The following is a 23148-nucleotide window of genomic DNA, read 5'->3' on the forward strand; positions in this document are numbered from 1 at the left end:
CGCGACCAGAACGGACGTCCGCCGGCACCGGGGGCGACGGCCGCGTCAGAGTTCGTCCCCGCCGACCCACCGGTACAGGTGCTGCGGGCGCCCCGCATCGCCGTACTTCGGCCGCACCTCGACGCGATCCCGCCCCGCGAAGTACTCGAGGTAGCGCCGCGCGCTGACCCGCGACATCCCCATGAGCTCGCCGAGCTCGGCCGCGGTGACCGGCCCGTCGAGCCGCCGCAGCTCGTCGCGAACGAGCGCCGCGGTCGTCCGCGAGAGCCCCTTCGGGAGCGACGCCGTCTGCGTGGGCGCCGGATGCCGTCCCTGCAGTGCGTCGATCTGGGCCTGGCTCAGAGCCGCGGCGGCGAGCGCGTCCGCGCGCGATCGACGCTGTGCGTACCGGCGCAGGCGGAGCTCGAACTCCTCGGGCCGGAACGGCTTCAGGAGGTAGTCGACGACGCCGAGTTCGAGGGCCTGCCGCACGAGCTCCGGCTCCGGCGCGGCGGTCACCATGATGACGTCGAGCGGGGTCGACGCCGCCGAACGCACCCGCCGCAGCAGATCGATACCGGTCGCGTCGGGCAGGAACATGTCGAGCAGCACGAGATCGACGGCCGTGTGTGCGAGCGCACGCTCGGCGTCGGCGATCGTGAGTACCGAGTCGACGATCTCGAAGCCACCGATCGCATCGAGATAGCGGCGGTGCAGGCGGGCGACCGCGAAATCGTCCTCCACGACGAGCACCCGGAAGTCCGCGCTCACGACGACACCGCCGACGTCGGTGCGCTCGGCAGGACCACCGAGAACCTCGCGCCACCGAGCTCCGCGGTCGTGACCGAGAGCTCCCCACCCCGCTCGAGCACGAACCCGCGCACGACGTCGAGCCCGATCCCGTGTCGCCACGGGTCGGCACGCTTCGAGGTCGTGCCCCGCTCGAAGATGCGCTGCGCGTCGGCGGCCGGGACGCCGTCCCCGTCGTCGTCGACGACGAGCTCGAGCCCGTGCGCGTCACCCGAGACGTACACCTCGACCCGTGCGGACGCGGCCTCGATCGCGTTCGACACGAGGTTGCCGAGCACCGTCACCGCGGCCGCATCGCACACGAACGCCCCGTCGACCACGCTGTCCTCGGCGAGCGCGAGCACGACCCCGGCGGCCTCGGCCTGCGCGCGACGCGACGCGAGGAGTGCGGCGACGAGCGGCGAGCCGATGCGCGACCACTCGGCCGCGGCGCCCGGCCGCTCGGCCCGCGGCAGGCCGGCGAGGTACGCCCTCGCGTCGTCGAGCTCCCCGAGCCCGAGGAGGCCCGCCACGACGTGCATGCGATTGTCGAAATCGTGCGCCTCCGCACGGAGCGACCGCGAGCGACGCCGTTCGTCCTCCAGGGTGCGAAGCATCGACTCGAGTTCGCTGCGATCCTGCAGCACGAGCATCGCGCCGACCTCCCGCCCGTCGGCGACCGCCGTCGACCTCGTCGCGACGAGCGTACGGCCACGCGAACGCAATTGCCGCGTCGCCCGCCCCGATCCGTCGGCGAGGAACGCCGCGATCTCGGCGGGCAACACGCTCGCCGCCTCGTCACCCGTGAGCGAACCCGTAACCCCCAGGAGCCGCTGCGCACCCGGGTTCACGAACGCGATCCGGCCGTTCGCGTCGACGCCGACGAAACCGTCCTGGACGCCGTCGGTCATCGCCTGGCGGGACTGGACGAGTGCGAGCATCTCGTCGGGCTCGACCCCGAACAACCGACGCCGCAGCCCGGCCGTGACCCGCCAGGCCACGAACGTGCCGAGCAGCACCGCCGCGAGCGCCGGCACCGCGATCTGCGCGGCACTCACGGCGACCTCGCGCTGCACGGCGCTCAGCAGGATGCCCACCGAGACCGTCCCGACGATCTCCCCGTCAACCGCCCGGACGGGAACCTTCGCTCGCAGGGTCACCCCCATCGGCCCCTGCTCGGCCCCGGAGAACTCCTCGCCCGCCCGGATCGCCGAGTGATCGCTCGAGACCGGCTGGCCGACGAGCTCGGGTTGCGGGTGCGCGACCCGGATCCCGTCCATGTCGACGACCGCGATGTACTCGGCACCCGAAGCCTGCTCCATCGCCGACGTCACGGGCTGGATGACGGCCGACGGGTCGTCGGACCGCAGCGCCTCGGCGACGACCGGGAGCGACGCGACGGTGCGCGCGAGCACGACGACACGCTCCTCCGCGGCCTCCCGCACCTGCGCGGCCTGCACCGCGACCGCGATGCCCGCCGCGACGAGTGCCACGAGCGTGATGACGCCGACCTGCACGGCGAACAGGCCGAACCCACGGCGCCTCGCCCACCGTCGGTAGGCGTTGCGGACGACGTGCGGCACGCGACGACCGGGGGCACGTGCGCCGTCGGGGACGTCGCGCCGTCCGCGCGGCTCGACGCGGGACGAACCCGCCGCCGACCCGCCGACACGATCTGCCCCGGGCCCCGCACGGCGCGCTCGAGCGACCGATCCGGCGCTCGCCCGCGCGGGGTCGGGATCGGCGCCGATCGGCGCCGTCACGTTCGAAATGTCCAATATGCCGAGCTATGTGCAGAACAACGCCGACGCGATCGGCGGGACGTACCGTGGTGCCCCACTCGATCTCCTACAACGTCGTAAGGGTCTGATTCCGTGAGTCAAATAGTACGCACCGTCCTGTTCACCGTGGTGGTCGCGCTCGTCACCGGTCTCGCGTTCGCGAATGCGGCCGCGACGGGCGGCACCTCAACCGTCCGCAACAAACTCACCCTCATGGCGCCCGCGTCGCCGGGCGGCGGGTGGGACGGATTCGCCCGCGAGGCGCAGACCGCGCTCCGCTCCGAGGGCGTCGTCAACAACGTGCAGGTCGTGAACGTCCCCGGCGCGGGCGGCACGATCGGCCTCTCGCAGCTCGTCGGTATGACGGGGCGGGACGACATCCTCATGGTCACCGGTGGCGTCATGATCGGTGCGATCGCCCAGGGCGACACCCCCGAGTCGCTCGCCGACGTGACGCCCATCGCCCGCATGGCCGACGACTTCGCCGCGATCGTCGTCCCGGCCGACTCGCCCATCGAGACCCTCGACGACTTCATCGAGGCGTGGCGCGCGAACCCGACCGGTACCTCGCTGGCGGGCGGCTCGCTCGGCTCGATCGACCACCTGCTCACGCTCGTGCTCGCCGAGAAGATCGGGCTCGACCCCGCGGACGCCAACTACATCCCGTACTCGGGCGGCGGCGAGGCGCTCTCCGCGATGCTGTCGCACACGACGACCGGCGGGGTCTCCGGCTACAACGAGATCGCCGGGCAGGTCGAGGCGGGCCAGCTCCGCGTCCTCGCGGTCTCCTCCGCCGAACGCGTTCCCGGCGTCGACGTGCCCACGTTCGTCGAGCAGGGGGTCGACCTCACGATGTCGAACTGGCGCGGGCTCGTCGCGCCACCCGGCCTCACGCCCGAGCAGACCGCCGAACTCGTCGCCATCGCGACGGAGCTCGAGGGCTCCGCCGCGTGGCAGGACGTCATCCGTCGCAACAAGTGGACCGACTCGTTCCTCACCGGGCCCGGCTTCGCGGACTACCTCACGGAGCAGCAGGCCGAGGCGGACGAGATCTTCGAAGGGCTGGAAAAGTGAACGACACGACCGACGCCGGGACCGGCGCCACCGGGCAGGACGAACCGCCGCGCGGTGCGCCCGCCGCGACGACCGAGACCGCGACGCCGGAGACCGCGACGCCTGAGACCGCGACGCCCGAGACCGCGAAGCCCGTGGAATCCGCGACGCCCGCCGACACCGCCACGACGACGCGAGCCGCGACGGGTTCCTGGTGGCGAGGCCGGGGCGAACTCTCCATCGGCCTGCTCGCGCTCGTCGGTGCCACGCTCCTCACGATCGGCACCGTCACGATGCACGTCCGCGGCGACCAGCAACCGGGACCGCAGTTCTTCCCCGTCATCGTGATCCTGCTCCTCGCCGGGACGGGCGGCTGGATCACGGTCGTCAACCTGCTCCCCCGCCGCGACGAGCCCGAGGTGTGGCACCGCCCCGACGTGTCCGAGGACCTCCTCGCCGACGTCTCCGGCACCAACACCGAGGTCATCGCGCTCGAAGCGCACCACCGGCCGCGTGGCCGGCGCGGCGTCCGCGGCGCACGCGGGACGACCGCGAACGCCGATCCGAACTCCTTCGACTGGCGCACGTTCGGGCTCGTGCTCGCCGCCGTCGTCGCGTTCGCCGTGCTGCTCGATCCCGTCGGGTGGGTGCTCAGCGCCGCCCTGCTGTTCTGGGTCATCTCGTACGCGCTCGGCAGCACGAGGCCGGTGTTCGACATCGGCGTCGCCCTCCTCATGAGCTCCCTCGTGCAGCTCGCCTTCAGTGCCGGACTCGGGCTCACACTGCCCGCCGGCTTCATCGGACGGATCTTCTGACATGGACCAGCTCACCCTGCTCCTCGAGGGCTTCGCGGGCGCGCTCACGCCCATCAACCTGCTCTGGGTGCTCATCGGCGCCGTACTCGGTACCGCGGTCGGCGTCCTCCCCGGCCTCGGCTCCTCCATGGCCGTCGCGCTCCTGCTCCCGATCACGTTCAGCCTCGACCCGACGGCCGCGTTCATCATGTTCGCGGGCATCTACTTCGGCGGCCTGTTCGGCGACTCGACCGCGGGTATCCTCCTCAATACCCCCGGCAATTCGACGGCGATCGCCTCCTCCTTCGAGGGCAACCGCATGGCCCGCAGCGGGCGCGCCGGGAAGGCGCTCGCGACGGCCGCGCTCGGCGCGTTCTTCGGTGGTCTGCTCGCGACGACCGTGACCGTGTTCGCGATGCCGCTGCTCGTGCGGATGGCGACGATGTTCGGGCCCGCCGAGTACTTCGCCCTCGCCGTGTTCGCGTTCCTCGCCGTGAGCTCCGTCGTGTCCGAGTCGATCGTGCGTGGACTCCTGTCGCTCGCCGTCGGGCTCGCGCTCATGCTCATCGGCATCGACGGCCCGTCGGGCACCGAGCGGTTCACGTTCGGGCTGCCACAACTGTTCGACGGCCTGTCGATCGTCGTCATCACGGTCGGATTGCTCGCGCTCGGCGAGGTCTTCTCGGTCGCGTCCCGCATCCATCGTGAGGACGGCTCGATGGAGGTCATCACGCAGGGCCGCGCCCGACTCTCGCGCGACGACTTCCGGCGCGCGGCGCCCGCGTGGCTCCGCGGGACGGCGTTCGGTCTGCCGTTCGGCATCATCCCCGCGGGCGGCGCCGAGGTGCCGACGTTCCTCGCCTACGGCACGGAGAAGCGCCTCGCGAAGCGCCGGGGCGACGCGAACTTCGGGACGACCGGCAGCATCCGTGGCCTCGCCGCGCCCGAGGCCGCGGGGAACGCGACGGCGGGAACGGCGATGGGCGCGCTCCTCGCGCTGGGGCTGCCGACATCGGCGACGGCGGCGATCATGCTCGCGGCGTTCCAGCAGTACGGGCTGCAACCCGGGCCGCTGCTCTTCACGAAGACCCCCGATCTCGTGTGGACGCTCATCGCGTCGCTGTTCCTCGGCCTCGTCGCGCTGCTCGTGCTGAACCTCGGGTTCGCGTCGCTCTGGGCGAAGCTGCTGCTGATCCCGAAGCACTACCTCTATGCGGGGATCGCGCTGCTCTCGGTGCTCGGCGTCTACGCGATGGGATCGTCGGTCGTCGACGTGTGGGCGCTCGTCGCGATCGGCCTCGTCGGTCTGCTCATGCGGCGCTTCCGGGTGCCGCTCGCGCCGGTCATGATCGCGGTCGTTCTCGGGCCGCTCGCCGAGACGGAGTTGCGCCGCGCGCTCGCCGTGTCGGAGGGCGATCCGGCGGCCCTCGTGTCGAGTCCGTTCACGATCACGCTCTACCTGGTGCTCGTGGTCGTCGCGATCGTGTCGGTCGTGCAGCACGTGCGCAACCGTCGCCGCTCGGCGACAGCCGCGGCGAACGCCCCGGCCGGCGAGGACACGACCGACGTGCCGGTCACGCCGTCGGCGACCGCACCCGCCGCCGAACGGGTGCCCCCACGCGACACGACCCCCTGACCGCACAACGACCGCGACCGCGAGGCGACGACGACGGAACCCGAGTCACGCGCGACGAAAAAAGCCGGGTTGTTGCTACCGGGCCCGGGGCCCGGTAGCAACAACCCGGCTTTCTTCCTGCGTCGTCCGCGCCGGGTGGGTCGCGCGGCTGGGGCAGGGGCAGGGTCAGGGGACGCGGAACGTCCACTCCTTCGATGCGAACTTCGAGTCCGCGAGTTCGCGTGCCCGCGCGAGCTCCTCGTCCGTCGCGTGCACGCGGGTCCCGCCGTGCTCCGAGACGAACGTCGCCTCGAGCCGGTCGATGATCTCCTCACGCGGTAGGCCCGTCTGTGTCTTCAGCGGGCTCACGCGCTTCTTCGCCGACGTCGTGCCCTTGTCGCTCAGCTTCTCGCGGCCGATGCGCAACACCTCGACCATGCGATCCGCGTCGATGTCGTAGCTGAGCGTCGCGTGGTGCAGCACGGCACCGGAGCCGAGCCGCTTCTGGGCCGCGCCGCCGATCTTGCCGGACGGTGAGGCGATGTCGTTGAGTGGCTGGTACACCGCATCGACCCCGATCGAGTGGAGCCCGTCGAGCACCCACTCGTCGAGGAACGCGTACGACTCGGCGAACGACATGCCCTGCACGAGCTCGGCGGGGACGTAGAGCGAGTACGTCACGATCGATCCCGCCTCCATGAACATCGCCCCGCCACCGGTGATGCGCCGGATGACGTCGACGTCGTACTTCTCGGCGTTCTCGAGGTCGACCTCGTTGCGCACCGACTGGAACGAACCGATGATGACCGCCGTCCGGTCCCAATCGCGCCAGAACCGCAGCGTCGGCTTGCGCCGACCCGCGCCGACCTCCTCCGTGAGCACCTGGTCGAGTGCGACGTGCACGCGTGGCTCGAGCGGGCCCGTCTCGAGGATCTGCCAGTCGAGCTCGCGCCAATCGCGCGCCCGCGTCGTCGCGCGCCGCACGACGACGCCGATCGCCTCGGGTGAGAAGCCGAGCAGGTGCGCGTCGGGCCGCAGCCCCGCGGTGACGGCGGCCGCGATCTCCTCCGCGGTCGACTCGAGCGGAAGGCCGTCGACGGCAGCGTTGATGTCGTCGAGCGCCTCGTCGGGCTCGAGGAAGAAGTCGCCCGCCACGCGCGTGTTCGTGAGGATGCCGTCGACCGCGTCGACGTCGACCACCACGAGCTTGCCGCCCGGGACCTTGAACTCTCCGTGCACAGGAAAACCGCCTTCCCGGGATGGCTCCCGGCTCGTCACCGAGGCGGGCGGGACGCACCGCCGCGCCGACGGTACCACCGACCGTTCCGGCACCGGGCCCGAGTTCCGGGTGGTTTTCGGGGTTCCGGGTGCCCCGGAACCCCGAAAACCACCCGGAACTCCGATCGTCAGGTGAGGGCGATCGTCAGGGTCAGTGCGGGGCGAGGGCAGGGCAGGGCAGGGGTCAGCGTCGGGGGAAGCGGGTGTCGAGCCAGTGGACGAGGTCGGCGACGACCTCGTCACGGTTCGTCTCGTTCACGATCTCGTGCCGCGCGCCCTCGTAGACGATGTGCGTCACATCGCTCAGGCCGGTGCGGCGCCGATAGACGCGCGCGAGCGCCCGCGGGCCGCGCGCTCCGAAGCCGATCGAGTCCTCCGAACCACCCATCACGAGCACGGGCACGTCATCGACCCGCGCCGACCACGACGACGGCGGCAGATGCAGGAGCTGCAGCTTGCCGAGCGTGTTCCACACCGGATCCGCGCCGATGTCGAACGTGAGCGGATCGGTGATGAACGCCGCCTGCACCTCCGGGTCGCGCGAGAGCCACTGCACACCCGAGGAGTCCGGCTGGAACGCGCCGTCGAGGTCGCCGCCGTTCAGGTAGCCGGGCACCGCGAGGGTCGTGCCCGAGAGCACGAGCGCGTCGAGCAGCCGGCTCCGACGAGCGAGCAGTTGCTGTGCGAGCAGCGAGCCCCAGCTGTGTCCGAAGAGGACGAGCGGCAGGCCCTGGTCGCGGTGCCGGACCTCCTCGACGACCTGTACGAGCGCGTCGAGCGCCGTCCGGTTCTGCCCCTCGCCGAGACGCCCGTAGCTGTCACCGGCGCGACCGGTGCGGCCGTGGCCGAGGTGGTCGTCGGCGGTCACGGCGTACCCCGCCGCATTGAGATCGGCGGCGAGCGCCGCGTAGCGGCCGGCGTGCTCGCCCGCGCCGTGCGCGATGTGCACGACCGCGCGGGGCGACTCGACGGGCCACGAGTGCAGGACGACGGGGATCGACCGGCCGCGCGGACCGAGGACCGAGATCTCCTCGATCGCGTGCCCGTCCTCGGGCTCCGGGATCACGGTGCCGGTCACGACCGCACCACCGGGTCCTGCGGCCGCGCCGGGCGACGGTTCCCGACGGGAACCGGAGCGCGAGCCGCGCCTCGCCGCCCCGCGCCCGACGCATCGCACGGCACGCGAACGCCGGCGTTCACGCTCACGCCTCCCGCGTGATCTCGACCTTGACGAACATCTCGGACGAGAACAGTCCCGCGTACACGCCGCGCAGCGGCGGCACATCGTTGTAGTCGCGGCCGTGACCGACGAGCACGTGACGCTCGCCGATCTCGACGTCGTTCGTGGGGTCCCAGCCACGCCATGCGCCGTCCCAGTACTCGACCCACGCGTGCGACTCGCCGTCGACCGTTTGCCCGAGGGGAGCGTCGGGCTGCGGGTGCAGGTACCCCGAGACGTACCTCGACGGGATGCCCACGGCACGCAGTGCTCCGAGCGCGATGTGTGAGATGTCCTGACACACGCCGCGCCGCTCGACCCATGCCTCCTCGGCGGTCGTGCGCACGCCCGTGACCCCGGCCTCGAACTCGACGGAGTGGTGCACGGTCGAGAGGATCTCGGCGGCAGCGGCGTCGGGGCTCGAGGTGCGGGCGCGCGCATCGAGCGCGATCGCGACGACCTCGGCGGGCGGCGTCGTGAGCAAGGTCTGTTCGGTCTGTTCGACGAGGTCGACGGAACGCTCCCGCGCTGCGTCGATGCCGTGCCAGTCGAGCGCGGCGTCCAGCCGTGGCCCGCGCGGCGTGACCTCGACGAGGCTCGCCGCGGTGAGCGAGAGCTCGTGGTGACCACTCAGCACGTCGAAGGCCGTGACCTTCGTTCCCCAGTAGTCGATGTAGCTGTGGGTCGACGTCGACGGGAGCACGTCGAGGTGCGAGTACAGGACGTACTGCCCGTTCGCCGCGGCGGGCAGCATGCGCGCCTCGTTGTAGGACGTGTGCACGTCACCCTCGTAGCGGAAGCCCGTCGAGTGACGGATGCGGATGCGGCTCATGTCAGTTCTCCCACCCAGCTCGAAGCGGTGATCGAGGGGAAGTAGCGTTCGCGGATCGACTCGGACGCCTCGGACACGGCGCGCTGAACCCCCTCCATGAACAGCGGCAGATCGGTGAGCGTGTCGCTGATCGGCCGGTACTCGAAGTCGCTGCGGATGTGCCCGAGCAGTCGCTGGGCCTGGTCGGTGTTGCCGATCCGGTCCTGTCGCTCGTGCCTCGGCTGCAGGTCGTAGAGGCACCGGAGCGCCGTCGAGACCGAGAACATGATCGAGCGCGGGAAGAGCCGGTCGAGCAGGAGGAACTCGGCCGCGTTCGCCGCCGAGGGCATGCCGCGGTACGTGCGCAGGTAGGCCTCGTACGCGCCGCAGGAGCGGAGGATCGTCGTCCACGACGCGCCGGACGCCTCGGTGAGCGAGCGCGTCGCGAGCAGGCGCGCGGTCATGTCGGCGCGTTCGAGGGAGCGACCGAGAAGCATGAACTGGTAGGCGTCGTCGCGGCTCGATCCCGAGTCGACGATGCCCATCGCGAGGGCGCTGCGCTCGCGCACCCACGCGAACAATTCGTGCACCTTCTCCTGGCGGACGCCGAACGGCATGCGCGAGTACGTCGCGTTGAGGCACTCCCAGAGCTCGCTCGACACGATCTCGCGGGCGCGCCGCGCGTTCTCGCGTGCGGCGTTGACGGAGTGTGCGATGGAGGAGGACTGCGAGCGGTCGACGGCCATGAGGTTGAACACGTCGGTGCGGTTGAGCTCGCGCTCGGGCTGTACGTCGGCGGCGCCCATGACGCTCAGGAGGGAGCGGCAGGCGGTCGCCTCGTCGACCCAGGGGTCCTCGAGGAGGAGTTGGAGGTGCACGTCGAGGATGCGCGCCGTCCCGTCCGCACGCTCGATGTAGCGGCCGATCCAGAACAGCGATTCGGCGATGCGGCTCAGCATGGCGTCTCCTCCGATCCGGCGGCGGCGCACGTCGTGGCCTGTTGCTGCTGTTCCTGCTGGTCGACGACGCCGGGTGGTGGCCCGTCGGGCGGCGACTGGTCCTGGCGCGCGACGCCCGCGGCGTCGCCCGGGGCGCGTTCGCCCGGAGCGCGTTCGCCGGGCGGATGCGCGTGCCGCGGCGCGGGACGCGTGACGGCGGGATCGCTCACGTAGGCCTGCTCGGCGCGCAGGGGTGCGGGCCGCTCGGGCTCGGACCGGTGCCGGTCGCCCGTCGCCTCGCCGCGCGCGTCGTCGCGCCGTCGCGAGGACTCGTCGACGGGGTCCGACTTCGGCGGGATGATGCGCAGGACACCCGTCGCGGGGTGGGCCGTGTCGCTCGCGTCGGTCTGGTCGTCGAGGAGCTCCTCGACGCCGTGCGATTGCGATTGCGATTGGGTCTGCACGAAGCTGCGCTCCGAGCCGACGACCCACGTGTCCTTCGAGCCGCCGCCCTGCGAGGAGTTGACGACGAGCTGCCCCTCGGGGAGCGCGACGCGCGTGAGACCGCCGGGCAGCACCCACACGTCGTTGCCGTCGTTCACGGCGAACGGCCGCAGGTCGGCGTGCCGGGGGCGCATGCCCTCGTCGACGAGGGTCGGGATCGTCGAGAGCTGCACGACGGGCTGCGCGATCCAGCCGCGCGGGTCCTTGAGGAGGCGTTCGCGCATGAGTTCGAGTTCGAGCTTCGACGCCTTCGGGCCGATCATGAGGCCCTTGCCGCCGGAGCCGTCGACGGGCTTGACGACGAGCTCGTCGAGCCGGTCGAGCACCTCCTCGAGCGCGTCGGGCTCCTCGAGCCGCCACGTGTCGACGTTCGGGATGATCGCGTCCTCGGAGAGGTAGTAGCGGATGAGCGCGGGCATGTACGTGTAGACGAGCTTGTCGTCGGCGACGCCGTTGCCGACCGCGTTCGCGAGGGTGACGCGGCCCTGGAGCGCGGCGGTCATGAGGCCCGGCGAGCCGAGCATCGAGTCGCGGCGGAAGTGCAGCGGGTCGAGGAAGTCGTCGTCGACGCGACGGTAGATGACGTCGACGCGGCGCGGGCCGGCGGTCGTGCGCATCCAGACGCGGCCACCCGAGGTGAACAGGTCGCGGCCCTCGACGAGCTCGACGCCCATGAGGCGGGCGAGGAGCGTGTGCTCGAAGTAGGCGGAGTTGTAGACGCCCGGCGTGAGCACGACGACGGTCGGGTCGTCGACGCCCTCGGGAGCGGAGGCGCGCAGGGCCGCGAGGAGGCGGTGCGGGTAGTCCCCGACGGGCAGGACGCGCATGCGCGTGAACAGCTCGGGGAGTGTCTGGGCCATCGCGCGACGGTTCGAGATGACGTAGCTGACGCCCGAGGGGACGCGCACGTTGTCCTCGAGCACGCGCATCTCGCCGTGCTCGTCGCGGATGAGGTCGATGCCGGACACCTGGATGCGCACGCCGTTGGACGGCCGGATGCCCTTCGCGACACGGTGGTAGTGGATCGACGAGGAGATGAGCTTGGCGGGGATTAGCCCGTCCGCGATGGCGCGCTGCTCGCCGTAGACGTCGTCGAGGAAGTGCTCGAGCGCGCGGACGCGCTGCTTGAGGCCGGCCTCGATCTTCTGCCATTCGGTGCGCTCGATGACGCGCGGGACGACGTCGAGCGGGAACGGCCGCTCCTCCCCCGCGAAGTCGAACGTGACGCCCTGCGCGAGGTAGGAGTCCGCGAGCGCGTCGGAGCGATGGCGGATCTGCTCCTGGTTCATGCCCGCGAGGACGTCGTAGAGATCTCGGTACGCGCGCCGCGGATCGAGATCTCCGTCGGGGTCGGTGCCCCGGAACATCTCGTCGAACGCGGGCACGATCGCTTCCGCGTGCTGACGCGCCAGCGCGTCGCCGTAGCCGTCGAAGAGGTCACCCATGGTGGAAGCCTAGTGGGGCGATTGTTTCCGACACTCGACGGATCCCGACCGGGGTCCGGGCCGGGCGTGTCGGTCGTCGCGCGGCCGTGCGGCGGGTCGCGCGTCCGGGCTACGCGTCGATCGAGGTGGGCCCGACGATCCACTCGGCGCGCAGGGGCGAACCGTCGTGGTCGTCGCTCAGGAGCACGACGTCGGCGTTCCCGAACCGGTGGAAGTGCGGGTTGTCGGTGAGGGTCCCGAGCGCGAGCCGCAGGAGGGTGCCGTGGGTGACGACCACGGCGTCCCGCTCGTCGGCGAGCAGCGTCCGCAGGGCCTTCGCGCCGCGTTCCGCGACCGCTTCCTCGGGCTCGGCGCCGGGGTAGTAGTGGTCGGGGTGCGTGGCGAGCGTCTCGAAGACGCTCGCGCCCTCGAACGGCCCGTAGCCGCGCTCGATCACCTCGGGCACGATCTCGGGCTCGGGGAGTTCGAGTCGCGCACCGATGATGCGCGCCGTCTCCTGCGCACGCCCGAGCGGCGATGCGACGAGGCGGGTGGCGGGGAACGAGGCGAGTGCCTCGGCGGTTCGCGCGGCCTGCGCGCGTCCCTCGTCGTCGAGTGGGATGTCGACCTGCCCCTGGAAGCGGTTGAGGGCGTTCCATTCGGTCCTGCCGTGGCGCACGAGGGCGAGGGTCGTCATGCTGCCACCGTATCGGAGCGCGACGCGGTGACCGCACGGAAGCGTCACACCAGCAACGTGTTACGATCAGTAACGATATTGCCGGAGGGTTGGGGGCTCGATGTATCACGCGATCGTCCGTCGGCGGGTGCGCCGCATCTTCGACCACATCAACGCGGGGGACGCCGAGCTCATGCTCGACGGGCTCGGCGACCCGTTCGAGTACCGCTTCCACGGTCGGCACGCGATCGGCGGGGTCCGCACGAGTCGGGCAGCGGTGCGCGCGTGGTGGGAGCGCGTGTTCCGCCTGCTGCCGGGCCTCCGGTTCACGATCCGCGACATCGTCGTGAACGGGCCGCCGTGGCACACGACGATCGCGATGCGCGCGAGCGTCGCGGGACCGCTGCCCGACGGCAGCCGCTACGAGAACACGATCTTCCAGTTCTTCGTGCTGCGCTGGGGCAAGGTCGTCTCGGTCGAGACGCTCGAGCAGTTGCAGCCCCTCGAGAGGGCCCTGCGCATCGTCGCAGACTCGGGCGTGCCGGAGGCGCTCGCCGAACCGATCGAGGGCTGAGGCCGGCGCGTGGCGTGGCCGTCGCCATCGCCGTGGCCCGTCGCCCGAGGCGCGTGGCCGTGACCCGTTGCCCGTTGCCCGTTGCCCGTTGCCCGTGACACGTCCGGACGAGCGCGACGGGAGCCGCACATCGCCCGGGTGCAGAATCATGGCATGACGAACGCGCCGAGCACATCGGAACCGATCCGCATCGTCGCGCTCGTGTTCCCCGACGTGACGCAGCTCGACCTGACGGGGCCAGTCCAGGTGCTGAGCCGGCTCCCCGGCGCCGAGATCCACCTCGCGTGGCGCGACGCCGAACCCGTTGCCACCGACGCCGGATTCCGCATCCTCCCGACGACGACGTTCGCGGACACCCCACCGGCCGACGTGCTGTTCGTGCCCGGCGGCGACGGCGTCGATCCGCTCCTGACCGACGCCGAGACGCTCGCGTTCGTGCGCGATCGGGCGGCGGGTGCGCGCGCCGTCACGAGTGTGTGCACGGGTTCGCTCCTGCTCGGGGCCGCGGGGCTCCTGACGGGTCGCCGCGCGACGACGCACTGGGCGTCGCTGCCCCTCCTCGAACGCTTCGGGGCAATCCCGACGGCATCGCGCGTCGTGCACGACGGGCCCGTCGTGACGGGCGCGGGCGTGTCGAGCGGCATCGACTTCGCGCTCACGCTCGCCGCCGATCTGCGCGGGGAGGACGTCGCGAAACGCATCCAGCTCGCGATCGAGTACGACCCGCAGCCGCCCTTCGACGCGGGTTCCCCCGCCGCACCCGATGTGGACCACGCGTTCGTGACGGCGAGCCGCGAGGCGATGCTCGCCCGCCGCGGGCCGCTCGTCGACCGCGCGGCCGCGGCGCTCGACGCCTGAACGGGGCGCGGCCACCGACCCGATGTCGGCGCCGCTCGGCCCGGCTCGACCTCGGTACAGCCCCGCGCCCGCGCGACGTCGTGACCGTCCGGTCCGGCTGCGGCACCTGGTCCGCCCCGCCACCGCTCGGCCGGATGCACGGCATACCCCCTCGTCCTCCCCACGTCGAGCAACATGACGGTCCGCGACGCGTTCCACGACGCCGTGTGACGGCGCGTGTACGCGCATGACCGGCATCGCGCCTCCATGACACGAGCGCGCGACAGGCGGGAATGCAGACCGTAGCGTCCCTCGTAGTCTCATCGGCTGCGACGCGAAAGGACGCCACGATGTCACTCCGAACCACCGATCCCGCACCCGCGGTCGGTGTCGCCGACCCCCGGGACACGACGCGTGACGCACTCGACTCGCTCCTCGCCCACCTCGCGACGACGACGCCCGGCCTCGAGCTGAGTGCCCCCTCGCCCGCGACGGCCGCGTACGGGCACGACCGCTCCTCGATCGGCCGGAACGCCGTGGACGGCGCGACGGGCCCCGCGGTCGCGTTCCCCGCGAGCGCCGTGGAGGTGCAGGCGATCGTCCGGGCGGCGGCCGCGCACGGCGTCGCCGTCGTCGCGCGCGGTGCCGGGAGCGGGCTGTCGGGCGGCGCGGTCGCGACGGCCGAGCAGCTCGTCGTGTCGACCGATCGGTTGAACCGCATCGTCGAGGTGTCACCGCTCGACGAGCTCGCCGTCGTCGAGCCCGGCGTCGTCAACGCCGATCTGAACGTCGCGCTCGAGCCCGCCGGCCTGTTCTACGCACCCGATCCCGCGAGCTGGGACATCTCGACGATCGGCGGCAACATCGCCACGAACGCGGGGGGCCTGCGCTGCGCGAAGTACGGCGTGACGCGCGAGTCGGTGCTCGCCCTCGACGTCGTGCTCGCCGACGGTTCGCTCGTCACCCTCGGCCGCCACTCGCTCAAGGGCGTCGCGGGCTACGACCTGCGCTCGCTGTTCGTGGGCTCGCAGGGCACGCTCGGCATCGTCGTCCGCGCGACGGTCCGGCTGCGGCCGATCCCCGTCGCACGCCGCACGTTGACCGCGTTCTTCGACGACACAGCGACGGGCGCCGCGGCGCTCGCGGCGATCACGCGCAGCCCCGTGCGACCGAGCGTCGTCGAGTTCTTCGACACCGGCTCGCTCGAGAACATCGACCGGCACAGCGGCACCGAGCTGCGCTCCCGCGGCGGATCACTCGTGCTCGTCGAGCTCGACGGCTACGGCATCGACGAGCAGATCGCCGACCTCGACCGCGCGCTCACCGACGCGGGCGGCCGGGTGCGCGTCGAGAGCGACGCCGATGCCGCGCGCCTGTGGGAGCTGCGCCGCTCGGGCCGTGGCTTCGACGGGGCCCGCTGGTTCACGGGCGGCGACATCGCCGTGCCGAAGTCGCGCATCCCCGAGGTGTACGCGTTCCTCGACGAGCTCGCGACGCGCCACGGCATCGAGGCGAGCGCCGTGTCGCACGCGGGCGACGGCAACCTGCACCCCGTGCTGTCGCTCGAGATCCCCGAGGGCGCCGACCCGGCCGTGCCCGATCCGGCGCTCGCGGCAGCGAACGACGAACTCGTGCGCTTCGCGATCGGCCTCGGCGGCACGATCACGGGCGAGCACGGGCTCGGCAGTCTCAAGCGGCACCTCGCGCCGCTCGAGTTCTCCGAGCGCGCCATCGACGCACAGCGGGCCATCAAGCACGCTCTCGACCCCGACGGCGTTCTCAATCCCGGCTCGGCGCTCTAGCCGCCCTGCCACTTCCACCGGCGACCGACCGGAGCGCTCGCGCACCGGTTGCCCGTCGGCTCACTCCGCCCGCGCACGACCGCGACGCGATCCGTCCCCATCGCATCCATCGAGGAGCACACACCACATGACCACACCCGATCGATCCGCCCGCCGACTGCGGCGGCTGTTCGGTACCGCGTTGAGCGCGGCCGCCGTGATCGCCCTCGTCGCGGGCTGCAGCTCCGGGGCATCCGCGGCCGGCGCCGGCGACGGCACGCCGAAGGAGGGCGGCGACCTCGTCTTCCAGATCGACTCGCTCGGCACCTCGTGGGTGCCGAACTCGAGCTCCATCTCGAGCTTCCAGGGCAACATCTGGGGCGAGCTCACCGACAAGCTCGTCTATGTCGACGACCAGGGCAACGTGACCCCCTGGATCGCCGAGAGCTGGGAGGCGTCGGACGACGCGACGTCGTTCACGCTCCACCTCAAGGAGGGTGTGACGTTCTCGGACGGTTCACCGCTCGACGCGGACGCGGTCGTGAAGAACCTCGACGTCTGGGCCAAGGGGCTCCCGGACCAGGGCATCCCACGCGTCGGCCTCTTCCCGTCCGCGAACTACACGGGCGCGACCGCGGTCGACGCGACCACCGTCCAGGTGACGTTCTCGGCGCCGACGCTCGGCTTCATCCCGACGCTCGGGTACCACGGCTCGATCCTCATCGCCCCGTCGTCGCTCGAGGGCACGGCCGAGCAGCAGGCGGACCTCGCCAACAACTTCGGCAGCGGCCCGTTCGTCGTGGAGTCGTGGAAGGACGGCGACAGCGTCGTCATCACGAAGCGCGAGGACTACAACTGGGGCCCCGAGGCGCGCGGCCACACGGGCCCCGCCTACCTCGACTCGATCACCTACAAGGTCGTGCCGGAGCCGTCGCTCCGCACGGCGAGCGTGCAGTCGAACCAGGCCGACGTCGCGTACAACGCGGCACCGCAGGAGCTCGCGGGCCTCAAGGAGGCCGGCTTCGCGGTCGCGGCACCCCGCTACCTCGGGTTCGTGAACGGCTACGCGCTCAACACGCAGGTCGCGCCGTTCGACGACAAGAACGTGCGGCTCGCGTTCCAGCACGGCTTCGACCGCCAGCAGATCCTCGACACGGTCTACACCGACGACTGGCTGGCCGCGGAGTCGTTCATCCAGAGCAATGTGCCCGGCGCGACGGACCACAGCGACTCGTTCGCCTACGACCCCGAGACCTCGAAGCGACTGCTCGACGAGGCGGGGTGGACGCCCGGCGCCGACGGCGTGCGGACGAAGGACGGGCAGACGCTCGCGCTCACCCTCTACCCGAACCCGTACCTCGCGGCCTCGAAGACGGTCGACGAGCTCGTCGCGCAGCAGCTCGGCGACCTCGGCTTCGCGGTCGACATCCAGGTGTACGACGTCACGACGTACGGCGAGAAGGTGATCGGCAACGACTCGGTCGCGGCCTACGAGATCACGCGCAGTTTCGTCGACGCGGGCACCGTCGCGGGCGTGCTGACGGGTGCGAAGGAAGGGGACGAGGACTGGTTCCACCTCGGCACGAGCGACCAGCACCTCGTCGACCTCTCCCAGCAGGTCGCGGGCGCCTCGAACACCGAGGACCGCGACCCGGTGCTCGACGAGCTCCAGGGCTACGTGCTCGACGAGGGCTACTTCGTGCCGATCACGCAGATCGCGCAGCGCATCTACGTGCTGACGCCCGATCTGCACGACGTCACCTACAACGGGCTCGCGTACGCGAGCTTCGCGACCGCCTGGCTCGACCGCTGACCCGGTGCGGGGCGCGACCATCGCGGTCGCGCCCCGCACGCGGGCGGCCCGCGCCGCCCGACACGCACGACCGACCACGTCGTCACCCACGCACCACCCCACCCACGCCCCGCCTCCACGACACCACCCACCCGCAATCGACCGACCGACCGGAGCAGACATGAACCGGAGCTACCTCGCCTTCGCCGCCAGGCGGGCCCTGCAGGCGATCGTCGTCGTGCTGCTCGCCTACGTCTTCACCTTCGTCGTCATCAGCGTGCTGCCGGGCGACCCCGTCACCTCGACGCTCCGCAACCCCGACAACGGGTTCAGCGAGGACGAGATCCAGCGCATCATCGCCTACTACGGACTCGACCAACCGCTCGTGGTGCAGCTGTGGACGTCGCTCTCCCGCTTCCTCGTCGGTGACTTCGGCATCTCGCTGCGCTCGAACCTGCCCGTCGCGCAGATCATCGGCGAAGCACTGCCGTCGACGCTCGTGCTCGCGACGAGCGCGCTCGCGGTCGCGATCGTGCTCGCCTCGCTCATCGCCTACGGCACGCAGGTGCTGCCCCCGAAGTACGGGCAGGGCGTGCTGCGCGCGTTCCCGTCGCTGTTCCTCTCGGTGCCGAACTTCGTCATCGGCCTCCTGCTCATCCACGTCTTCGCGTTCGGTCTCGGGCTGTTCCGCATCATCGACCCGGAGAGCCCGTGGGGTACGTTCTTCGCGGCGGTCGCGCTCGGCATCCCCGTCTCGGCGCAGATCGCCGAGGTGCTCATCGCGGGACTCGACCACGAGTCGTCGCAGGACTACGCGGCGGTCGCCCGTTCGCGCGGACTCGGCCGCACGCGGCTGTTCGCGGCGCACCTCGTGAAGCCGGCGTCGCTGCCGGTCGTCACGGTCATCGCGCTCACGATCGGCGAGTTGCTCGGCGGCTCGCTCATCACCGAGACCGTCTTCGGCCGTACCGGCGTCGGCAGCGTCGTTCAGCGGGCCGTGAGCTCGCAGGACCTCCCGGTGCTGCAGGCCGTCGTGTCGCTCGCGGCCGTCGTGTTCGTCGTCGCGAACCTGCTCGCCGACCTCAGCTACCCGCTGCTCGACCCGCGGGTGCGCATCGAGGGCGCGCGCGTGAAGCGCGTGCCCGCGGTGGCGGACCCCGCGGCCGCGACCACCGCCCCGGACGTCGCGAAGACGCCCCTCACCGCCATCACGACCACCGCGAGGCCAGAATGACCGCCACCACACCCCGTCCCACGACGGACGCCGCGAAGACCGCGCCGATCCGGTCGACCTCCACCGGCACGACCGGTGGGTCCCGCACGAGCACCGGCCCCACCCCGGGCGGCCGCGTCCTCGACGCGCTGCGCCGCGTCGTCGTCGACGTGCCACCGACCGTGCTCCTCTCGTTCGCGGTGCTGCTCGTCGTGCTCGCGTGGTCGCTCGTCCCCGGCTGGTTCACGGCGTACAGCCCCATCGAGGGCGTCCCGGCCGACAAGTTGCAGGCGCCGAGCGCCGCGCACTTGTTCGGCACCGACCACATCGGCCGCGACGTGCTGTCGCGCGTGATCCACGGCACAGGCTCGTCGGTCACGAGCGCCCTCATCGCGGTCGGGATCGGGGTCGTCGTCGGTGGCGCGATCGGGCTGCTCGCCGGGTTCCTCGGCCGCTGGAGCGACACGGTGCTCTCGCGCGTCGTCGACGTGCTGCTCGCGATCCCGAGCTTCCTGCTCGCCGTCATCGTCGTGAGCTCACTCGGGTTCCAGACCGTGAACGCGGCGATCGCGACCGGCATCTCCGCCGTCGCCGTGTTCGCGCGCGTGATGCGCTCCGAGGTGATGAAGACGCGCCGTTCGGTGTTCGTCGAGGCCTCGCACCTCGTCGGCGGCTCGCGCTGGCACATTCTCGTGCTCCACGTGCTGCCGAACGCGTCGCGCTCGGTGCTGACGCTCGCCGTGCTGCAGTTCGGACTCTCGATCCTCGTGATCGCCGGGCTCGCGTTCCTCGGCTACGGCGACCCGCCGCCCGCATCCGATTGGGGCCTGCTCATCTCGAACGGCAAGGACTACCTCACGGCCCCGTGGCTCGTGTTCTGGCCCGCCGTCGTGACGATCGTCACCGTGCTGTCCGTCAACCGCATCAGCCGCTGGCTGCGCAAGACCTCCTGACCACCGACCGAACGAATCCGCCGAACCACGATCGGAAGGCGACCATGAGCACCACGACCACCACCCCCGCCGCCCCGCTGCTGCGCGTCGACTCATTGCGCGTCGCCTACGGCCGCACGCAGGTCGTGCACGACGTGGGCTTCTCGCTGCGCGCGGGCGAGAGCCTCGCGCTCATCGGCGAATCCGGCTCCGGCAAGTCGACGATCGCGCGCGCCGTGCTGCGGCTGCTGCCGCGTGCCGGGGCCAGTGCGCAGGGCACCGTCGAGCTCGAGGGCGCCGACGTGCTCGGCGTGCCCGAGTCGCGGTTCCGGCCACTGCGCGGACGCCGCATCGGCTTCGTGCCGCAGGACCCGGCGAACTCGTTCAACCCCGTGCGCACGATCGGCGCGCAGGCGCTCGAGGCGGCGGCGCTGCTCGACGAACCGGATCACGAGGCGCGCCGCGAGCGCATCCTCGACGTGTTCGAACGGGTCGGGCTGCCCGATCCGGATCGCGTGTACCGCGCCTACCCGCACGAGCTGTCGGGCGGCATGCTGCAGCGGGCACTCATCGGGCTCGCCGTGCTGCCCTCGCCCGCGCTGCTCGTCGCGGACGAGCCGACGAGCGCGCTCGACGTGACGATCCAGCGCCGCATCCTCGACCTGCTCTCGGAGCTCCGCGACACGCTCGGCCTCGGTCTGCTGCTCATCACGCACGATCTCGCGATCGCTGCGGAGCGGACGGACGAGGTCGTCGTCCTGAAGGACGGGCGCGTACAGGAGGCGGGCCGGACTGCGGAGGTGTTCGCGAATCCGCGCTCGGACTACACGCGACGTCTGCAGGCCGACGCGCCCGCGCTCAATCCGGAGCAGTACGCGAGCCGACGTGCCGTCGTGCGCGAGCGGGTCGCGGCCGACGCCGCGGCGGCGGGAGACGAGACGGCCGAGCGCGAGACCGCCCGGCCCGACGTGCCCCGGATCGAGGTGTCCGGCGTGACGAAGCGATTCTCCGACGACCCGGACGTACCGCCGGCCCTCGAGGACGTGTCGTTCCGGGTCGCGGCGGGAACGACGCACGCGCTCGTGGGCGAGTCGGGCTCGGGCAAGACGACGGCGATCCGCGTGCTGCTCGGGCTCGAGTCGGCCGACGAGGGCGAGATCCGCATCGACGGCGAGCGGGTCGACGGCCGCGGCGACGCGGATCTCCGCGACGTGCGCCGGCAATTGCAGCTCGTGTACCAGAACCCGTTCACGTCGCTCGATCCCACCTGGCGGGTGGAGCGCATCGTGCGCGAACCGCTCGACCGCTACCGCGTCGGGAGCCGGGCCGAGCGTCGGGCCCGCGTCGCCGAGGCGCTCGACGCGGTCGGGCTCGCCGAGGCGCTGCGATCCCGCCGACCCGCGGCACTCAGCGGCGGGCGGCGACAGCGCGTCGCGATCGCTCGCGCGCTCGTGCTGCACCCGCGCATCGCGGTGCTCGACGAGCCGACCTCGGCACTCGACGTGAGCGTGCAGGCCGACATCTTCGACGTGCTCGCGAACCTGCAGACCGAGCTCGGGCTCACGTACCTGTTCGTGTCGCACGACCTCGCGCTCGTGCGACAGATCGCCGACACGGTCTCGGTGCTGCGCGCCGGACGCGTCATCGAGGAGGGGCCGGTCGAGCGCGTGCTCTCGCACCCCGAGCAGGACTACACGCGCGCACTCATCGCGGCGATCCCGTCGCCGGAGGCGTCGCTCGTGCGTGCCGCGGCGACCGAGGCCCGCGCCGTCCCCGTCGGCGAGCCCGAACTCGCACACACGAGCTCCACCGACCACACGACACCCACGGGCCACACGACCTCCTCAGACCGCACGCACGGAAAGGCACGCGCATGACCTCGACACTGCACACCGCGGCACCGAGCACGACACCGACGACCGACCCGACCGCGTCCGACGGCGGCGACACCGACGCGCGTCCCGCGCTCATCCGCGGCCTGTCGGCCCCGAAGGGGTTCGGCGATGCGACACTGCGGGAACGCCGCGCGGACGCGATCGAACTGCTCGGCGGCATCCCCGACCCGGCGGTGCTGCCCACGCGGGAGCTCGCGGAGGCGACCGCACGCGTACTCGCGGTGCCGGGGGTTCCCGCGTTGCAGTACGGCCGCACCGAGGGACTGCCGCTCCTGCGGGAGTGGATCGCGGCGCGCGAGGGGGTCGACGTCGGACGCATCGTCATCACGAACGGCGGCTTCCACGGCCTGTCGCTCGCGATCCAGGCGGTCGTCGAGCGCGGCGGCACGGTCGCGGTCGACGACCCGATCTTCCCGCTGTTCCTGCGCGGCCTGGAGCTCTCGGCGGGCGTCCCGCTGCCCGTCCCGGTCGGTGCCGAGGGCCTCGACATCGACGCACTCGAGGCGCGGCTCGCCGACGGCGCGCGACCGAGCGGGCTCTACACGGTGCCCGACTTCCACAACCCGTCGCAGGGCACGCTGCCGACGGCGGCGAGGCGACGGCTCGTGGAACTCGCCGAGCAGCACGACTTCGTCGTGTTCGCCGACAATCCGTATCGCGAGCTGCGGTTCGCGGGCGAGCCGCAGGACGATGCGGTGTTCAACGAGTCCGATCACGTCATCCACATCAACACGTTCACGAAGACGCTCGGGCCAGGCCTGCGGCTCGGGTGGCTCGTGCTGCCGGAGCGGTTCACGAGGGACGTCGTCGCGCTGCGGAGTCGGCAGGACTCGCACACGTCGCTGTTCGTGCAATCGGCGATCGCGGAACTGCTGACGAGCGACGAGGGCCTCTTCGATCGCACGCTCGGGGTCGCGCGCGAGCTGTACCGCTCGCGCGCGGAGGGGCTCGCGACGGCGCTCGAACGCGAGGCGCCGGGCGCATTCGAGGTGCGCGTGCCCGATGGCGGCTTCTTCCTGTGGCCGCGGCTCGTCGACGACGCCGTGGATGCGGATCGACTCGCGGCGGACGCGAGTGCGGAGGGCGTCGAGTACCAGCGCGGGTCGTTCTTCGCCTCGGGCACCGGGAACGGTGCCGAGCGGCACCTGCGGCTCTCGTGCGGCGACACCTCGGTCGAGCGGCTGGACGAGGCGGCGGTGCGGCTCGCACGGGCGCTCGCGCGCCAGGCCTGAGCTCGCACGAGCCGATCAGGCGCGATCCGAA

At 71.8% G+C, this 23148-nt stretch carries 19 protein-coding genes; 11 read left to right on the forward strand and 8 right to left on the reverse strand.

What is annotated here, in order from left to right; genetic code table 11:
• Positions 1 to 45: 45 nt before the first annotated feature.
• Positions 46 to 750 (reverse strand): response regulator, encoded by a 705-nt coding sequence (locus tag HNR16_RS14590; RefSeq protein ID WP_179558278.1) that lies wholly within the window; start codon positions 748 to 750, stop codon positions 46 to 48.
• Complete coding sequence (locus tag HNR16_RS14595; RefSeq protein ID WP_158041674.1) at positions 747 to 2531, reverse strand: ATP-binding protein; 1785 nt, start codon at positions 2529 to 2531, stop codon at positions 747 to 749. The genes HNR16_RS14590 and HNR16_RS14595 overlap by 4 nt, the downstream gene beginning before the upstream one ends.
• 111 nt (positions 2532 to 2642) lie before the next feature.
• Here HNR16_RS14595 and HNR16_RS14600 point away from each other — a divergent pair, with 111 nt between their 5' ends.
• The 3 genes from HNR16_RS14600 to HNR16_RS14610 are packed head-to-tail and all read left to right on the forward strand — an operon-like array spanning position 2643 to position 6032.
• Complete coding sequence (locus HNR16_RS14600) at positions 2643 to 3623, forward strand: Bug family tripartite tricarboxylate transporter substrate binding protein (protein WP_225737960.1); 981 nt, start codon at positions 2643 to 2645, stop codon at positions 3621 to 3623.
• Positions 3620 to 4417: a tripartite tricarboxylate transporter TctB family protein gene (locus HNR16_RS14605; RefSeq protein WP_158041673.1), complete on the forward strand. Its 798-nt coding sequence runs from the start codon at positions 3620 to 3622 to the stop codon at positions 4415 to 4417. The genes HNR16_RS14600 and HNR16_RS14605 overlap by 4 nt, the downstream gene beginning before the upstream one ends.
• A 1-nt stretch (position 4418) precedes the next feature.
• Complete coding sequence (locus HNR16_RS14610) at positions 4419 to 6032, forward strand: tripartite tricarboxylate transporter permease (protein ID WP_158041672.1); 1614 nt, start codon at positions 4419 to 4421, stop codon at positions 6030 to 6032.
• A gap of 165 nt (positions 6033 to 6197) precedes the next feature.
• On the opposite strand, the gene HNR16_RS14615 is transcribed toward HNR16_RS14610, so the two are convergent.
• From HNR16_RS14615 to HNR16_RS14640, 6 genes are all read right to left on the reverse strand, one after another.
• Entirely contained in the window at positions 6198 to 7250 is a 1053-nt protein-coding gene (locus tag HNR16_RS14615) for a lipoate-protein ligase LplAB (protein WP_158041671.1), read from the reverse strand.
• A gap of 223 nt (positions 7251 to 7473) precedes the next feature.
• On the reverse strand, positions 7474 to 8367 hold the full coding sequence (locus HNR16_RS14620) for an alpha/beta hydrolase (protein WP_179558279.1): 894 nt from the start codon (positions 8365 to 8367) through the stop codon (positions 7474 to 7476).
• A 124-nt stretch (positions 8368 to 8491) separates the two neighbouring features.
• Positions 8492 to 9340: a transglutaminase family protein gene (locus HNR16_RS14625; RefSeq protein WP_158041669.1), complete on the reverse strand. Its 849-nt coding sequence runs from the start codon at positions 9338 to 9340 to the stop codon at positions 8492 to 8494.
• Positions 9337 to 10278, reverse strand: a complete 942-nt coding sequence (locus tag HNR16_RS14630; protein WP_158041668.1) for an alpha-E domain-containing protein — start codon at positions 10276 to 10278, stop codon at positions 9337 to 9339. Before HNR16_RS14630 ends, HNR16_RS14625 begins: the two co-directional genes overlap by 4 nt.
• Positions 10272 to 12206, reverse strand: a complete 1935-nt coding sequence (locus HNR16_RS14635; RefSeq protein WP_225737959.1) for a circularly permuted type 2 ATP-grasp protein — start codon at positions 12204 to 12206, stop codon at positions 10272 to 10274. Before HNR16_RS14635 ends, HNR16_RS14630 begins: the two co-directional genes overlap by 7 nt.
• 109 nt (positions 12207 to 12315) lie before the next feature.
• Positions 12316 to 12882, reverse strand: coding sequence for a histidine phosphatase family protein (locus HNR16_RS14640; RefSeq protein WP_158041667.1), 567 nt, complete (start codon positions 12880 to 12882; stop codon positions 12316 to 12318).
• Between the two features lie 100 nt (positions 12883 to 12982).
• Here HNR16_RS14640 and HNR16_RS14645 point away from each other — a divergent pair, with 100 nt between their 5' ends.
• The 8 genes from HNR16_RS14645 to HNR16_RS14680 all read left to right on the forward strand — a co-directional run bounded on the left by HNR16_RS14645 (position 12983) and on the right by HNR16_RS14680 (position 23117).
• A complete protein-coding gene (locus tag HNR16_RS14645; protein ID WP_158041666.1) occupies positions 12983 to 13435 on the forward strand; it encodes a nuclear transport factor 2 family protein in 453 nt (150 codons plus the stop codon).
• Positions 13436 to 13588: 153 nt separating this feature from the next.
• Positions 13589 to 14293 carry a DJ-1/PfpI family protein gene (locus HNR16_RS14650; protein ID WP_158041665.1) on the forward strand — a complete coding sequence of 235 codons (705 nt, stop codon included), beginning with the start codon at positions 13589 to 13591 and terminating at the stop codon, positions 14291 to 14293.
• Between the two features lie 329 nt (positions 14294 to 14622).
• Complete coding sequence (locus tag HNR16_RS14655; RefSeq protein WP_158041664.1) at positions 14623 to 16074, forward strand: FAD-binding oxidoreductase; 1452 nt, start codon at positions 14623 to 14625, stop codon at positions 16072 to 16074.
• Positions 16075 to 16201: 127 nt separating this feature from the next.
• Positions 16202 to 17866 (forward strand): ABC transporter substrate-binding protein, encoded by a 1665-nt coding sequence (locus tag HNR16_RS14660; RefSeq protein WP_158041663.1) that lies wholly within the window; start codon positions 16202 to 16204, stop codon positions 17864 to 17866.
• Positions 17867 to 18026: 160 nt separating this feature from the next.
• Positions 18027 to 19079, forward strand: a complete 1053-nt coding sequence (locus tag HNR16_RS14665; RefSeq protein WP_158041662.1) for an ABC transporter permease — start codon at positions 18027 to 18029, stop codon at positions 19077 to 19079.
• Positions 19076 to 20011, forward strand: a complete 936-nt coding sequence (locus HNR16_RS14670) for an ABC transporter permease (protein ID WP_158041661.1) — start codon at positions 19076 to 19078, stop codon at positions 20009 to 20011. Before HNR16_RS14665 ends, HNR16_RS14670 begins: the two co-directional genes overlap by 4 nt.
• A 44-nt stretch (positions 20012 to 20055) precedes the next feature.
• Positions 20056 to 21867 carry a dipeptide ABC transporter ATP-binding protein gene (locus HNR16_RS14675; RefSeq protein ID WP_158041660.1) on the forward strand — a complete coding sequence of 604 codons (1812 nt, stop codon included), beginning with the start codon at positions 20056 to 20058 and terminating at the stop codon, positions 21865 to 21867.
• Positions 21864 to 23117, forward strand: a complete 1254-nt coding sequence (locus HNR16_RS14680; protein ID WP_158041659.1) for an aminotransferase-like domain-containing protein — start codon at positions 21864 to 21866, stop codon at positions 23115 to 23117. Before HNR16_RS14675 ends, HNR16_RS14680 begins: the two co-directional genes overlap by 4 nt.
• Positions 23118 to 23148 lie beyond the last annotated feature (31 nt).

The organism is Pseudoclavibacter chungangensis (assembly GCF_013410545.1).
In the GTDB taxonomy this organism is placed as follows: domain Bacteria; phylum Actinomycetota; class Actinomycetes; order Actinomycetales; family Microbacteriaceae; genus Pseudoclavibacter; species Pseudoclavibacter chungangensis.